Here is a 13,437-nt window from a genome sequence, read left to right on the forward strand (position 1 = left end):
TTTAGAAACGGTGCCCGATCTTCGCGCACCGTTTTTTTCGGAGAGTTTCATGCCGCACTCGTCGTCGGGCGCACCGCTCGATCCGGTCGCCTTCATCCACAGCCAGATCCGCACGGTGCCCGACTGGCCGCAGCCGGGCGTGATGTTCCGCGACATTACGACGCTGCTGCAGAGCCCGAAGGCGCTGCGCATCCTCGTCGACCTGTTCGTCGAGCGCTATGTCGATGCGAAGCTCGACTACGTCGCCGGCCTCGACGCGCGCGGCTTCATCATCGCGCCGATCGTCGCGTACGAGCTGAGCGTCGGCTTCGTGCCGATCCGCAAGGTCGGCAAGCTGCCGTACAAGACCCAGTCGGAGTCGTACGAACTCGAATACGGCCGCGCGACGGTCGAGATTCACGAGGACGCGTGCCGTCCCGGCGACCGCGTGATCATCATGGACGACCTGATCGCGACCGGCGGCACCATGATGGCAGGGCGCAACCTGCTGCAGCGGCTCGGTGCGGAGGTCGTCGAAGGCGCGGCGATCATCGACCTGCCCGATCTCGGCGGTTCGGCGCTGCTGCGCGACGCGGGGCTGCCCGTCTACACCGTTACCGAATTCGCGGGCCACTGAACGCCGGTCCGTCCTGGTTCCTGTTCCACAGCGAGGTCACGATGCCCAACTTCATGCTGTTTCTCGCCACGTCGATCGCGATCACATGCGCGCCGGGGCCCGACAACCTGCAGGTGCTCGCGCGCGGCATCTCGCAGGGCCGCGCGGCCGGTTTCGTCGCCGCGCTCGGCTTCACGGCCGGGATCCTGTTCCACACGACGCTCGCGGCGCTCGGCGTCGCGGCCGTGCTGCGTTCGTCGCCGGTCGCATTCGAGATCCTGAAGCTCGCGGGCGCCGCATACCTCGTGTGGATCGGCATCAAGGCGCTGCGCAGCCAGGGCCTCGCCAATGCGCATGCGCGTCCGCCGCAGCCGCTCGGCACGATCTTCCGGCAGAGCGTGATCGGCAACCTGATGAACCCGAAGGTCACGCTGTTCTTCGTCGTGTTCCTGCCGCAGTTCGTCGATCCGCACGGTGCGCAGGGCGTGACGCTGCAGATGTTCGAGCTCGGCGCGCTGTTCATGCTGCAGACGGCCGTGGTGTTCTCGCTGTTCGGCGTCGGCGCCGGCATGATCGGCGCCTGGCTGAAGCGCCGCCCGAAGGCCGGCGTATGGCTCGACCGGCTGGCCGGCGCGACGTTCATCGCGCTCGGCATCCGCGTCGCGCTGAAGGACTGACGGCGATGACGTTCCCCTGCATCGCGGCCGCGCGCCGCTTCGATCCGGCCGCGCACCTGCGTTTCGAGATCGCCGGCCAGGCGGTCGGCTGGGTGCGCCGCCAGGACGTCGCGAAGCTCGCGCGCTGGCCCGACGTGTTCGAGCTGAGCGGCGAGCGCGTCGTGCTGTCGGCGCGCTACGACTCGGTCGATGCGCGCAGCATGGCGCTCGCGAGCGCGATCGGCGCACTGGCGGCCGAGGGCGCGATTCCCGGCTGGCGCGACGAGATCTATGCGATCCGCAACCGCTTCGACGATCCGCCGCTCGCGTACATCGAGCGCGCCGCGTCGCGCTTTTTCGGCACGCAGACTTACGCGGTGCACCTGAACGGCATCGTAGAATATGCGGCTGCGCCGGGCGAGCCGTCCGCCGCGGCCGCGCCGCGGATGTGGCTCGGCCGCCGCAGCGACACCAAGGCAACCGACCCCGGCATGCTCGACAACGTCGTCGCGGGCGGGATCGGCTGGGGGCTGGGCGTTCACGAGACGCTTGCGAAGGAGTGCTGGGAAGAAGCCGGCATTCCGGCCGAGCTGGCGGCGCGCGCGATCGCGGGCCGCGCGGTGCAGGTACTGAGCTCGCTGCCGGAAGGCACGCAATCCGAGCTGATCTTCGTGTACGACCTGCCGCTGCCGCACGACTTCGCGCCGCGCAACCAGGACGGCGAAGTGGCCGAGCACCTGCTGGCCGGCGTGCCCGAGGTGATCGGCTGGCTGCGCGCGGGCCGTGCAACGATGGATGCGAGCCTCGCGACGCTCGATACGCTGCTGCGCCACCGATGGCTCGCGGCGGCCGACGCGGCGGGCATCGACGCCCTGTTCGCACCGGCCGCGTGACGCGCGCCGCAAGGCGCGCTCCGGCGGCGCGAACGGGCAATTTGACGAATACGGAAACGAAGGGAGTAGCGGTCATGCCGACCGATCACAGCTTTATCTTGAAACTGTCGTGCCCCGACCGGCACGGCATCGTCCATGCGGTCTCGGGCTTCCTGTTCGAGCGCAGCAACAACATCCTCGATTCGGCGCAGTTCGGCGACAGCCGCACCAGCGAATTCTTCATGCGCGTGCATTTCGAGCAGGACGGCGGCGGCGCGGATGCCGCGTCGGCGCTCGAGGTGCTGCGCCGGGAGTTCGCGCCGCTCGCCGAGCAGTTCTCGATGCGCTGGGAACTGCACGACGCAGCCGTGAAACCGCGTGTCGTCATCATGGTGTCGAAGATCGGCCACTGCCTGAACGACCTGCTGTTCCGCTATCGCACCGGCCAACTGCCGATCGAGATCCCGGCGATCGTGTCGAACCACAAGGAGTTCTACCAGCTCGCCGCGAGCTACAACATCCCGTTCCATCATTTCCCGCTGATCGGCGGTTCGTCCGATGCGGCGAAGGCCGCGCAGGAAGCGCGCGTGCTGGAAGTGATCGACGAGCACAAGGCCGATCTCGTCGTGCTCGCGCGCTACATGCAGATCCTGTCGCCGAACATGTGCCAGCAGCTCGCCGGGCGCGCGATCAACATCCACCATTCGTTCCTGCCGAGCTTCAAGGGCGCGAAGCCTTACTACCAGGCGTTCGACCGCGGCGTGAAGCTGATCGGCGCGACCGCGCACTACGTGACGACCGATCTCGACGAAGGTCCGATCATCGAGCAGGAAGTGGAGCGCGTGGACCACAGCATGACGCCCGATCAGCTCACGGCCATCGGCCGCGATGTCGAATGCGTGACGCTGGCGCGCGCGGTGAAGTGGCACGTCGAGCACCGGATCGTGCTGAACGGGACGAAGACGGTCGTGTTCCGCTGATTTGCCGACCGCCGGCCGGCCCCCGGTGGGCCGGCCCCGAAAGAAAACGCCGCGCCCTTTACGGGGCGCGGCGTTTTTTCATGCGGGGCGCGGGCGTCAGATCAGCCGCAGCATGTACAACTCGCGTTTGAGGTACGCATAGAAGATCGGCGCGGCGATCACGCCGGGCAGGCCGAAGGCGGCTTCCATGACGAGCATCGCGAGCAGCAGTTCCCAGGCGCGCGATTCGATCTGGCCGCCGATGATCTTCGCGTTCAGGAAGTACTCGAGCTTGTGGATGATCACGAGGAACGCGAGCGACGCGATTGCGGTGCCCATGCTGACCGACATCGACACGGCGACGATCAGCGTGTTCGAGATCAGGTTGCCGATCACGGGCAGCAGGCCGACGATGAACGTGACGAGCACCAGCGTCTTCGACAGCGGCAGCCGCTCGTGGAAGATCGGCAGCGCGACGAGCAGGTAGATGCCGGTGAACACCGCGTTGATCGCGGAGATCTTGATCTGCGCGAACACGATCCGGCGGAACGCGTCGGCGAAGCGCGACACGCGCGTGACGAGCGCGGTCGACAGCGGCCGGCGCACCTTGCCGTGCTCGACGCCGATCGCGATCATCGCGCCGATGATCATCCCGAACAGCACGTGGCCGAAGCCGCGCGCGACGCTCTTGCCGCTCTGCTGGAGCTGATCCATGTGCGTATGCATCAGCACGGTGGCCTTCGCCTTCATCTGCTCGACGTCGACCGGCAGCAGGTTGGCGATCCAGGCCGGCGTGCGCGCGCGGGTCTGCTCGACGATCTGCATCAGCTGGCCGAGCAGGCTCTGCAGGTTCGGCACCGTGTGTTCGAAGTGCTCGATGATGCCGATCGTCAGGCCCGTCAGCCCGCCGACGATCGCGATGGCCAGCAGCACGACGGCGACCCAGCGCGCGCGCATGCTCGTCGTATGGCGTTCGATCGCGGGCGCGATCGTGTGGATCAACTGGTAGACCAGCAGCCCCGCGAGCAGCCCGCCGAGCAGCCTGAGCTCGAGGACGAGCACCATCGTGACGAGCGCGAACAGATAGCTGCCGATCTCGATCGCCGACAGCCTCGGCATGCTGAAGTCGCTCGTCAGCCGGACGCTGCGCAAGTGCGGCTCGCGGTTCTGCGCATCGCGCGACTCTTGTTGCTTCTCCATCGTGTTTTCCTCGTCGGCCGGAGCGGGCGCTGCGGCGGCGGCTCCGGCCCGTGCATGGCGGGCATTCTGGCGTTCGCCCGTCGCTGCACCGGATGGGCGCGGATGGCGAACCTTACGACCGTAAAGTATAGCTGCCATTATGGTCCGCAACGGGGACGTTTGGCGGATGGCGTCGGTCAAGAGGGGAAAAGGGCGGCCGGCGGCGCGCCGCGGCAGGACGCGCGCGGCCGGACGGCCGCGCGCGGGAGGGGCAACTGCGGCCGTCAGCCGGCCGCGACCTTGCGGGCCGCGCGCTTGAGCAGCGGCGCGAGATACTTGCCGGTAAAACTTGCCTTCGTCTTCGCGACCTGTTCGGGCGTGCCCTGCGCGATGATCTGGCCGCCGCCGGCGCCGCCTTCGGGGCCGAGATCGATCACCCAGTCGGCCGTCTTGATCACGTCGAGGTTGTGCTCGATGATCACGACCGTGTTGCCCTGGTCGCGCAGCCGGTGGATCACCTCGAGCAGCAGCGCGATGTCGTGGAAGTGCAGGCCGGTGGTCGGCTCGTCCAGGATGTACAGCGTGCGGCCGGTGTCGCGCTTGGACAGCTCGAGCGACAGCTTCACGCGCTGCGCCTCGCCGCCCGACAGCGTCGTGGCCGACTGGCCGAGGCGGATGTAGCCGAGGCCGACGTCGAGCAGCGTCTTCAGCTTGCGCGCGATGACCGGCACCGCGCTGAAGAACTCGTACGCATGCTCGACCGTCATGTCGAGCACTTCGCTGATGTTCTTGCCCTTGTATTGCACTTCGAGCGTTTCGCGGTTGTAGCGCTTGCCGTGGCACACGTCGCACGGCACGTAGACGTCCGGCAGGAAGTGCATCTCGACCTTCAGCACGCCGTCGCCCTGGCACGATTCGCAGCGGCCGCCCTTCACGTTGAACGAGAAGCGGCCCGGATCGTAGCCGCGCTCCTTCGAGGTCGGCACGCCCGAGAACAGCTCGCGGATCGGCGTGAACAGGCCGGTGTAGGTGGCCGGGTTCGAGCGCGGCGTGCGGCCGATCGGCGACTGGTCGACGTTGATCACCTTGTCGAAGTGTTCGAGCCCCTCGATCGCCTCGTGCGGCGCCGGCTCGGCCGACGACCCGTACAGGTGGCGCGCGACCGCGTGATACAGCGTGTCGTTGATCAGCGTCGACTTGCCGGAGCCCGACACGCCGGTGATGCAGGTCAGCAGGCCGACCGGCAGCTCGAGATCGACGTGCTTCAGGTTGTTGCCGTACGCGTCGACGATGCGCAGCATCCGCTCGGGATCGGGCGCGATCCGCTCGTCCGGGTATTCGATCGTGCGCTTGCCGACCAGGTACTGGCCGGTGAGCGACTGCGGGTTCGACTGCACCTGCTTCGGCGTGCCTTCGGCGACCACCACGCCGCCGTGCTCGCCGGCGCCGGGGCCCATGTCGACGACGTAGTCGGCCGTGCGGATCATGTCCTCGTCGTGCTCGACGACGATCACCGAGTTGCCGAGGTCGCGCAGGTGCTTCAGCGTCGAGATCAGGCGGTCGTTGTCGCGCTGGTGCAGGCCGATCGACGGCTCGTCGAGCACGTACATCACGCCCGTCAGGCCCGAGCCGATCTGCGACGCGAGGCGGATGCGCTGCGCCTCGCCGCCCGACAGCGTCTCGGCGCTGCGCTCGAGCGACAGGTAGTCGAGGCCGACGTTGTTCAGGAAGGTCAGGCGCGCGACGATTTCCTTGATCACCTTGTCGGCGATCTCGCGCTTCGCGCCTTCGAGCGTCAGGCCGTCGAAGTAGCCGAGCGCGTCGCGCAGCGGCCAGCCGCTGATTTCATAGATGCCGCGCGCGTAGTCGCCGGTGCCGATCCGCACGTGGCGCGCCTCGCGGCGCAGGCGCGTGCCGTCGCACGACGGGCACGGCTGGTTGTTCTGGTACTTCGACAGCTCTTCGCGCACCGCGACCGAATCGGTCTCGCGGTAGCGGCGCTCGAGGTTCGGGATGATCCCTTCGAACACGTGCTCGCGGATCGTCGTGCGGCCGCGCTCGTTGATGTACGAAAACGGGATCGTCTGCTTGCCCGAGCCGAACAGCAGCACCTTGCGGATTTTCTCCGGCAGATCCTCGAACGCGGCGTCGATGTCGAATTCGTAGAACGCCGCGAGGCTCTGCAGCATCTGGAAGTAGAACTGGTTGCGGCGGTCCCAGCCCTTCACCGCACCGGCGGCGAGCGACAGCGACGGGTGCGCGACGACCCGCTTCGGGTCGAAGAACGTGATCTGGCCGAGGCCGTCGCATTCCGGGCATGCGCCCATCGGGTTGTTGAACGAGAACAGGCGCGGCTCGAGCTCCTGCAGCGAGTACGAGCAGATCGGGCACGCGAACTTCGAGCTGAACAGGTGCTCGCGGTCGGTATCCATCTCGAGCGCGATCGCGCGGCCGTCGGCGAGGCGCAGCGCCGTCTCGAACGATTCGGCGAGGCGCTGCTTCATGTCCGGGCGCACCTTCAGGCGATCGACGACGACGTCGATCGTGTGCTTGTCGGTCTTCTTGAGCTTCGGCAGCGACTCGACCTCGTAGATCTTCGCGACGCCCTCGTTCGCGGCGCCGCCGCCCGAGCGCACGCGAAAGCGCACGAAACCCTGCGCCTGCATGTCCTCGAACAGCTCGGCGTGCTCGCCCTTGCGGTCGGCGACGACGGGCGCGAGGATCATCAGCTTGGTTTCCTCCGGCAGCGCGAGCGCCGCGTCGACCATCTGCGACACGCTCTGCGCCTCGAGCGGGATGTTGTGGTCGGGGCAGTAGGGCGTGCCGACACGTGCGTACAAAAGTCGCAGGTAGTCGTGGATTTCCGTGACCGTGCCGACGGTCGAACGCGGGTTGTGGGACGTCGCCTTCTGCTCGATCGAGATCGCGGGCGACAGGCCCTCGATCAGATCGACGTCGGGTTTCTCCATCAGCTGCAGGAACTGGCGGGCGTATGCGGACAGGCTTTCGACGTAGCGGCGCTGGCCTTCCGCATAAAGGGTGTCGAACGCGAGCGACGACTTGCCCGACCCGGACAACCCGGTAATCACGACCAGCTTGTGGCGCGGCAGGTCGAGATTGACGTTTTTCAGGTTGTGGGTACGTGCCCCACGGATACGGATCTGTTCCATGAACCTGGCGAAAATGGAGGGGACCAAACCTGCTACTATAACGGCTTTTCGAGGCCGTCGTTTGGGGCCCCCAGCCTTTGCAGCAGGTGGCAGCAAGCCGGCGCCTGCGCCGGGGAAAGCGGCCGCGCCGCACGGTTCCGGGCGGCCCGCAGGCTGCCTGATCCTGCCCCCGCGTGTCGCCCGCCGTGCCTCCCGGGCCGCTGGTCCTGATCTTCCGCCGCCCGGTATCGGGCGGACATTCCGATCATTCGAAATTCATTCCCGATGTCCAATCCGTCTGCCACGTCTTCCCGCATGACTGCGCCCGAATTGCGCGCGACCGCGTCGCTCGCGGCGATCTTCGCGCTGCGCATGCTCGGCCTGTTCATGATCATGCCGGTGTTCTCGGTCTACGCGAAAACCATCCCGGGCGGCGACAACGTGCTGCTCGTCGGCATCGCGCTCGGGGCCTACGGCGTCACGCAGTCGCTGTTCTACATCTTCTACGGCTGGGCGTCCGACAAGTTCGGCCGCAAGCCGGTGATCGCCACCGGCCTCGTGATCTTCGCGATCGGCAGCTTCGTCGCCGCGTCCGCGCACGACATCACGTGGATCATCGTCGGCCGCGTGATCCAGGGGATGGGCGCCGTGTCGTCCGCGGTGCTCGCGTTCATTGCCGACCTGACCTCCGAGCAGAACCGCACGAAGGCGATGGCGATGGTCGGCGGGTCGATCGGCGTGTCGTTCGCGGTCGCGATCGTCGGCGCGCCGATCGTGTTCCACTGGGTGGGGATGAACGGGCTGTTCGCGATCGTCGGCGTGCTGTCGATCCTCGCGATCGGCGTCGTGCTGTGGATCGTGCCCGACGCGGCGAAGCCCGTGCACGTGCCCGCGCCGTTCGCCGAGGTGCTGCACAACGTGGAGCTGCTGCGCCTGAACTTCGGCGTGCTGGTGCTGCACGCGACGCAGACGGCGCTGTTCCTCGTCGTGCCGCGCCTGCTCGTCGACGGCGGGCTGCCGGTCGCCGCGCATTGGAAGGTTTACCTGCCGGTGATGGGGCTCGCGTTCGTGATGATGGTCCCGGCGATCATCGTGGCGGAAAAACGGGGCAAGATGAAGCCGGTGCTGCTCGGCGGCATTCTGGCTATCCTGATCGGCCAATTGTTGCTCGGCAGCGCACCGCATACCATCCTGATTGTGGCGGCGATTCTCTTCGTGTACTTCCTCGGGTTCAACATCCTGGAAGCGTCGCAGCCGTCGCTCGTGTCGAAGCTTGCGCCCGGTTCGCGCAAGGGCGCGGCCACGGGCGTCTACAACACCACGCAGTCGATCGGGCTCGCACTCGGCGGCATCGTGGGCGGCTGGCTGCTGAAGCACGGCGGCGCGGACACGGTCTTCTACACGTGCTCGGGGCTCGTGGCCGCGTGGCTTATAATCGCGGCCAGCATGAAAGCGCCGCCGCGCAAGGCCTGAACTCACTTCGGGCAGGCACCGGCGGCGTTCGCCGGCTTGCCCGGCGGGCCGCTCCGACAGCATGCGCGGGCGGCCCGGCATCGAATTTACTGGAGAAACACATGGCATCCGTCAACAAGGTCATCCTCGTCGGCAATCTCGGCGCCGATCCTGAAGTCCGTTACCTGCCGAGCGGCGACGCGGTTGCGAACATCCGTCTCGCGACGACCGATCGTTACAAGGACAAGGCAAGCGGCGATTTCAAGGAAATGACCGAGTGGCATCGCGTCGCGTTCTTCGGCCGTCTCGCGGAAATCGTCAGCGAGTACCTGAAGAAGGGTTCGTCGGTCTATATCGAAGGCCGTATCCGCACGCGCAAGTGGCAAGGCCAGGACGGCCAGGATCGTTACTCGACCGAAATCGTCGCCGACCAGATGCAGATGCTCGGCGGCCGCGGCGGTTCGGGCGGCGGCGGTGGCGGCGGTGACGAAGGCGGTTATGGCGGCGGCTACGGTGGCGGCGGCGGCGGTGGCCGCGGCGAACAGATGGAGCGTGGCGGCGGCGGCGGTCGTGCCGGCGGCGCGGCGCGCGGCGGTGCGGGCGGCGGCGGGCAAAGCCGTCCGAGCGCACCGGCCGGTGGCGGTTTCGACGAGATGGACGACGATATTCCGTTCTGATTTCCCGTATCCGGGAAATGCAAAGATCAACCCCGCCTTCGTGCGGGGTTTTTCTTTTTGTGCTCCGAATTTCGCTCGCCTCCCTGCTTCGCATGACCGACACCGGCGGTCGGCGGGCACTTGAATCCGGCCGTCGTCCCGATCTTGAGCCGGGCATCTCGAAAGGCGCGGTTCGGCAATGTTGCAACGGACGGGATGTACCCGTGCCCGTGAGAAATTCCATATTTATCGAGAGAGCGCTTCCGGTTAGAGTGCGTTGGCCGCGTGGCATTCATCGCAAACTTAATCAACAGAAGCCCACACGTGGCGCATGGCCCGCCGCGATCCGGATCGTGTAACGTGCGCGTAGCGACCGATCGCCAGGTCATTTCTTTATCGACGTCCTTGCCCCCGCCCTCCAGACGAATCGTGGCCGACACCCTTCCCGACCTCATCGCCCCCCATCTCGACGTGCTGTTCTGCGGGATCAACCCCGGCATGACCGCCGCCGCGACCGGGCATCATTTCGCGGGGAGAAGCAACCGCTTCTGGCGCGTGCTCCATCTCGCGGGGTTCACGCCGACGGAAATCGCGCCGCAGGACGATCGCGCAATACTCCGCTATGGCTGCGGCGTCACGGCGGTGGTGCAACGGCCGACGGCGAGCGCCGATCAGCTTTCGCGTGCGGAATTCGTCGCGGCGGCAGCCGAGTTCGAGCAGAAGGTAGCGCGTTATGGGCCGCGTTTCGTCGCATTTCTCGGCAAGGCGGCGTACTCGGCGCTCGCGGGGCAACGCGAAGTCGCGTGGGGCCTGCAGCCGGACCGCATGCAGCGCGCGAGCGTGTGGGTGCTGCCCAATCCCAGCGGCAGGAATCTTGCGTTCGGCCTCGACGATCTCGTCGACGCATACCGCCAGCTGTGTCTGCACGCGAAGGCCGCGGCCGCTCGCCAGCCGGAGGGGCAGGATGCGGCGCGGTAAGACCGCATCGGCGTGGCCGGGTGCCGTGCTGCCGCGTGCGTTCTTCGACCGCGTGGCCACCGATGTCGCGCCGCAACTGCTCAACAAGATTCTCGCGACGGCGGACGGCCGCGCCGGCCGCATCGTGGAAGTGGAGGCCTACGCGGGCGCGATCGACCCGGCCGCGCACACCTATCGCGGCAAGACGCCGCGCAACGCGACGATGTTCGGGCCGCCCGGCCACCTGTACGTCTATTTCACGTACGGCATGCACTGGTGCTGCAACTGCGTGTGCGGTCCGGACGGCGCGGGCACGGGTGTGTTGATCCGTGCGCTGGAGCCGCTGTACGGGCTCGAGCGAATGCGCGCGGCACGGCCGCCGCTGACGCGCGACCGCGATCTTTGCCGCGGGCCGGCGCGGCTCACGCAGGCAATGGGCATCACCGGCGTACAGGACGGCGTCGATCTCGTCGGCGCGCACGAGGGGTTCGCAGTCGTGGACGACGGCGTCGCGCCGCCCGAGGGGCTGGCGGGCGGCCCGCGCATCGGCATTCGCGCCGGCAGGGATCTGCCGTGGCGATGGAGCGTGCCCGGCAATCGGCATGTGTCGGGCGCCCGGTCGCGCACCTGACACGTGCCGCGCGCAATCGTGCACAATTCGATCTGCGTCACGTAGCCGCCACGATTGGCCGGCTAAGCTGATCCTTTCGACGTTTCGATCGAGGAGACACCATGCGGCGGGTCGTATTCAACCAGAAGGGCGGCGTGGGCAAATCGACGATCGTCTGCAACCTGGCGGCGATCAGTGCGAGCGAAGGGCTGCGCACGCTCGTCATCGACCTCGATGCGCAGGCGAACTCCACGCGCTACCTGCTCGGCGATGCGGCATCCGACGCGCAGCCGGGCGTCGCCGGTTTCTTCGAAACCGCGCTGACCTTCAATTTCCGCCCGGTCGACGTCGCATCGTTCATCCATCCGACCCCGTTCGACGGGCTCGACGTGATGCCCGCGCATCCGGACCTCGACACGCTGCACGGCAAGCTCGAGTCGCGCTACAAGATCTACAAGCTGCGCGACGCGCTGAACGAACTCGATACCTACGACGCGGTGTACATCGATACGCCGCCTGCGCTGAATTTCTATACACGCTCGGCGCTGATCGCGGTCGAGCGCTGCCTGATTCCGTTCGACTGCGACGATTTCTCGCGCCGGGCGCTATACACGCTGCTCGAAAACGTGAAGGAAATCCAGCAGGATCACAACGCGGCGCTTGAGGTGGAAGGGATCGTCATCAACCAGTTCCAGCCGCGCGCGAGCCTGCCGCAGCGGCTGGTCGACGAACTCGTCGACGAAGGGCTGCCGGTGCTTGCGTCGAAGTTGTCGGCGTCGGTGAAGATCCGCGAGTCGCATCAGCAATCGACGCCGGTGATCCACCTCGACCCCGGGCACAAGCTCGCGCAGGAATTCCGCGCGCTGCATCGCGAACTGGCCGACTGATCGCGCGCACGCGGGAACGGGCCACGGCTGCTTCGTGCAGCCGCGCCGGGTTTTTCATTGCGACCCGCAATTCATCCGATCATTGAATCCGTCATTAATAATCCAGGAAACGGTTTCAGAATAAATCTGGAAAACGATTACATAAGTAACCGCTTCATTTTCAATGCGCGCTTGTTTTCTAATAACCGGAATAATGCGACGGCAAATGTTGCGTAACGTCATGGTGCGCTATCCTGTAAAAAGGTAAAAATCATTCCGAAGCGGAATGCTGCGGCCTTCCCTCTGCGATGTCGGCGCGTAGCAGGTTCCAGCGGCCGCCTGGAAGGGTAATAAGGGTTTACACCTAGTATTAATGCCATTTAATTGACAATTAATCGCTCTAGAATGGCTTCCTTCATCTTCTCGCGCTCAAATGAGTGGCGGGTTGTCAAGAAGGAGGCGGGTTGTCGATCCGGCTTCCATTTTTCTTTACGTCATCTCTCGCATTGCTAACAGGAGCGTGCCCGATGTCCGTATTTGCCCCCGAAAAAATCAACGCCGAATATCAATCCGGTATCGCCGCGTGGTTTGCCATCGCCCGTCCGGCGATCCAGGGTTTCGAGGCTGTCGTCGAACTCAATCTGCAAGCGGCCCGGACGGCGCTCTCGGAATACGAGGACAAGCTGAAGAACGCGTTCAACAGCAGCAACCCGGCCGCTGGCTTCGCGCAGCAGGTGGCCGCGCCGCAGGAAGCCGCCGGCAAGGTCGTGTCGTATGGCCGCCACCTGTTCGACATCGCGGTGTCGACGCAATCGGAATGGGCGAAGGTCGCGCAGGCGCAATACGAACAGAACGACAAGCGCCTGAAGGACGTGCTCGGTGAGCTGTCGAAGCATGCGCCGGCGGGTTCGGCGCCGGTGGTGGCCGCGCTGAACTCGGCGCTGTCCGCGGCGACAGCCGCGGCCGACTCCGTGCGCGCAGCGACGGGGCAGGCGATCGAAGCCGCGCAGAGCGGCTTCGACGCGGTCAGCGAAACGGCCGCGCGCGGCAGCAAGCAGACGGCTGCGGCTGCCCGCAAGGACGCAGCCGCCGCGCGCGAATCGGCTGCGTGACGACGTGAGCGCGTGTCGCGCGCAGGCGCGACACGATCGACCGGCGCCGGAGGGCGCCGGGTAGCCACGGCGGCCGGCGAACGTCCGGCTTGCCGCGATGCGCAGCTGTACGGCCCGGCCGTGATCGTGCGCGGCCAGCGCGCACCGGCGGCGCCCGGGTGCTGTCGCGCCGGACGGCGCGAGAGGCGTCGTCGCCGGTGGCGGCCGGCGCGGGCCGGCAACAGAACGACGAACCGATTTCGATGCAGGAACTGGACATGACGGACGTAGTGATCGTATCGGCCGCGCGGACCGCGGTCGGCAAATTCGGCGGCTCGCTTGCGAAGATTGCGGCGCCGGAGCTGGGCGCGACGGTGATTCGCGCGGTGCTGGAG

Annotated in this window: 13 protein-coding genes and 1 pseudogene; 11 read left to right on the forward strand and 3 right to left on the reverse strand. The window is 66.6% G+C overall.

Translation table 11 applies throughout. The annotated features are described in order from the left end of the window. The first annotated feature begins 49 nt into the window (after window positions 1-49). From GQ57_RS34190 to purU, 4 genes are all read left to right on the forward strand, one after another. On the forward strand, window positions 50-616 hold the full coding sequence (locus GQ57_RS34190) for an adenine phosphoribosyltransferase (protein WP_031403056.1): 567 nt from the start codon (window positions 50-52) through the stop codon (window positions 614-616). A 41-nt stretch (window positions 617-657) separates the two neighbouring features. Next, window positions 658-1,272: a LysE family translocator gene (locus tag GQ57_RS34195; protein ID WP_031403055.1), complete on the forward strand. Its 615-nt coding sequence runs from the start codon at window positions 658-660 to the stop codon at window positions 1,270-1,272. Window positions 1,273-1,277: 5 nt separating this feature from the next. Further along, window positions 1,278-2,144: an NUDIX hydrolase gene (locus GQ57_RS34200; protein WP_034200173.1), complete on the forward strand. Its 867-nt coding sequence runs from the start codon at window positions 1,278-1,280 to the stop codon at window positions 2,142-2,144. Between the two features lie 74 nt (window positions 2,145-2,218). Beyond that, a complete protein-coding gene (gene purU, locus GQ57_RS34205; protein ID WP_034200174.1) occupies window positions 2,219-3,103 on the forward strand; it encodes a formyltetrahydrofolate deformylase in 885 nt (294 codons plus the stop codon). Between the two features lie 96 nt (window positions 3,104-3,199). Here purU and GQ57_RS34210 read toward each other — a convergent pair whose 3' ends face one another. Together GQ57_RS34210 and uvrA are read right to left on the reverse strand one after the other, a co-directional pair. After that, window positions 3,200-4,282: an AI-2E family transporter gene (locus tag GQ57_RS34210; protein WP_031403052.1), complete on the reverse strand. Its 1,083-nt coding sequence runs from the start codon at window positions 4,280-4,282 to the stop codon at window positions 3,200-3,202. Window positions 4,283-4,545: 263 nt separating this feature from the next. Then, on the reverse strand, window positions 4,546-7,431 hold the full coding sequence (gene uvrA / locus GQ57_RS34215; RefSeq protein WP_031403051.1) for an excinuclease ABC subunit UvrA: 2,886 nt from the start codon (window positions 7,429-7,431) through the stop codon (window positions 4,546-4,548). A 264-nt stretch (window positions 7,432-7,695) separates the two neighbouring features. On the opposite strand from uvrA, the gene GQ57_RS34220 reads away from it, so the two are divergent. The 5 genes from GQ57_RS34220 to GQ57_RS34240 all read left to right on the forward strand — a co-directional run bounded on the left by GQ57_RS34220 (window position 7,696) and on the right by GQ57_RS34240 (window position 11,972). Beyond that, window positions 7,696-8,883, forward strand: coding sequence for an MFS transporter (locus tag GQ57_RS34220; protein WP_031403050.1), 1,188 nt, complete (start codon window positions 7,696-7,698; stop codon window positions 8,881-8,883). Between the two features lie 101 nt (window positions 8,884-8,984). Then, window positions 8,985-9,539 (forward strand): single-stranded DNA-binding protein, encoded by a 555-nt coding sequence (locus GQ57_RS34225; protein WP_031403049.1) that lies wholly within the window; start codon window positions 8,985-8,987, stop codon window positions 9,537-9,539. 408 nt (window positions 9,540-9,947) lie between these two features. Continuing rightward, window positions 9,948-10,496 carry a G/U mismatch-specific DNA glycosylase gene (gene mug, locus GQ57_RS34230; protein WP_034200175.1) on the forward strand — a complete coding sequence of 183 codons (549 nt, stop codon included), beginning with the start codon at window positions 9,948-9,950 and terminating at the stop codon, window positions 10,494-10,496. After that, window positions 10,483-11,106: a DNA-3-methyladenine glycosylase gene (locus tag GQ57_RS34235; RefSeq protein ID WP_034200176.1), complete on the forward strand. Its 624-nt coding sequence runs from the start codon at window positions 10,483-10,485 to the stop codon at window positions 11,104-11,106. The genes mug and GQ57_RS34235 overlap by 14 nt, the downstream gene beginning before the upstream one ends. A gap of 101 nt (window positions 11,107-11,207) precedes the next feature. Then, entirely contained in the window at window positions 11,208-11,972 is a 765-nt protein-coding gene (locus GQ57_RS34240) for a ParA family protein (RefSeq protein ID WP_031403046.1), read from the forward strand. Between the two features lie 54 nt (window positions 11,973-12,026). Here the strand turns inward: GQ57_RS34240 and GQ57_RS43215 are convergent, their stop codons facing one another. After that, window positions 12,027-12,194 (reverse strand): hypothetical protein, encoded by a 168-nt coding sequence (locus GQ57_RS43215; protein ID WP_160257584.1) that lies wholly within the window; start codon window positions 12,192-12,194, stop codon window positions 12,027-12,029. Window positions 12,195-12,478: 284 nt separating this feature from the next. Between GQ57_RS43215 and phaP the strand changes: the two genes are divergently transcribed. Together phaP and GQ57_RS44480 are read left to right on the forward strand one after the other, a co-directional pair. Continuing rightward, window positions 12,479-13,063 (forward strand): TIGR01841 family phasin, encoded by a 585-nt coding sequence (gene phaP / locus GQ57_RS34245; protein WP_031403045.1) that lies wholly within the window; start codon window positions 12,479-12,481, stop codon window positions 13,061-13,063. Window positions 13,064-13,152: 89 nt separating this feature from the next. Further along, window positions 13,153-13,437 (forward strand): annotated as a pseudogene (locus GQ57_RS44480) (acetyl-CoA C-acetyltransferase); the annotation flags it as partial.

This window comes from Burkholderia sp. MSh2, assembly GCF_000731655.1.
GTDB classification, from domain to species: Bacteria; Pseudomonadota; Gammaproteobacteria; order Burkholderiales; family Burkholderiaceae; genus Burkholderia; species Burkholderia paludis.

Coding starts and splice junctions, on each gene's coding strand:
- GQ57_RS34200 (WP_034200173.1), top strand. CDS start 1,278: ATGACGTTCCCCTGCATCGCGGCCGCGCGCCGCTTCGATCCGGCCGCG.
- phaP (WP_031403045.1), top strand. CDS start 12,479: ATGTCCGTATTTGCCCCCGAAAAAATCAACGCCGAATATCAATCCGGT.
- uvrA (WP_031403051.1), bottom strand. CDS start 7,431: ATGGAACAGATCCGTATCCGTGGGGCACGTACCCACAACCTGAAAAAC.
- GQ57_RS43215 (WP_160257584.1), bottom strand. CDS start 12,194: ATGACGTTACGCAACATTTGCCGTCGCATTATTCCGGTTATTAGAAAA.
- GQ57_RS34190 (WP_031403056.1), top strand. CDS start 50: ATGCCGCACTCGTCGTCGGGCGCACCGCTCGATCCGGTCGCCTTCATC.
- GQ57_RS34225 (WP_031403049.1), top strand. CDS start 8,985: ATGGCATCCGTCAACAAGGTCATCCTCGTCGGCAATCTCGGCGCCGAT.
- GQ57_RS34240 (WP_031403046.1), top strand. CDS start 11,208: ATGCGGCGGGTCGTATTCAACCAGAAGGGCGGCGTGGGCAAATCGACG.
- GQ57_RS34195 (WP_031403055.1), top strand. CDS start 658: ATGCCCAACTTCATGCTGTTTCTCGCCACGTCGATCGCGATCACATGC.
- GQ57_RS34235 (WP_034200176.1), top strand. CDS start 10,483: ATGCGGCGCGGTAAGACCGCATCGGCGTGGCCGGGTGCCGTGCTGCCG.
- GQ57_RS34210 (WP_031403052.1), bottom strand. CDS start 4,282: ATGGAGAAGCAACAAGAGTCGCGCGATGCGCAGAACCGCGAGCCGCAC.
- GQ57_RS34220 (WP_031403050.1), top strand. CDS start 7,696: ATGTCCAATCCGTCTGCCACGTCTTCCCGCATGACTGCGCCCGAATTG.
- purU (WP_034200174.1), top strand. CDS start 2,219: ATGCCGACCGATCACAGCTTTATCTTGAAACTGTCGTGCCCCGACCGG.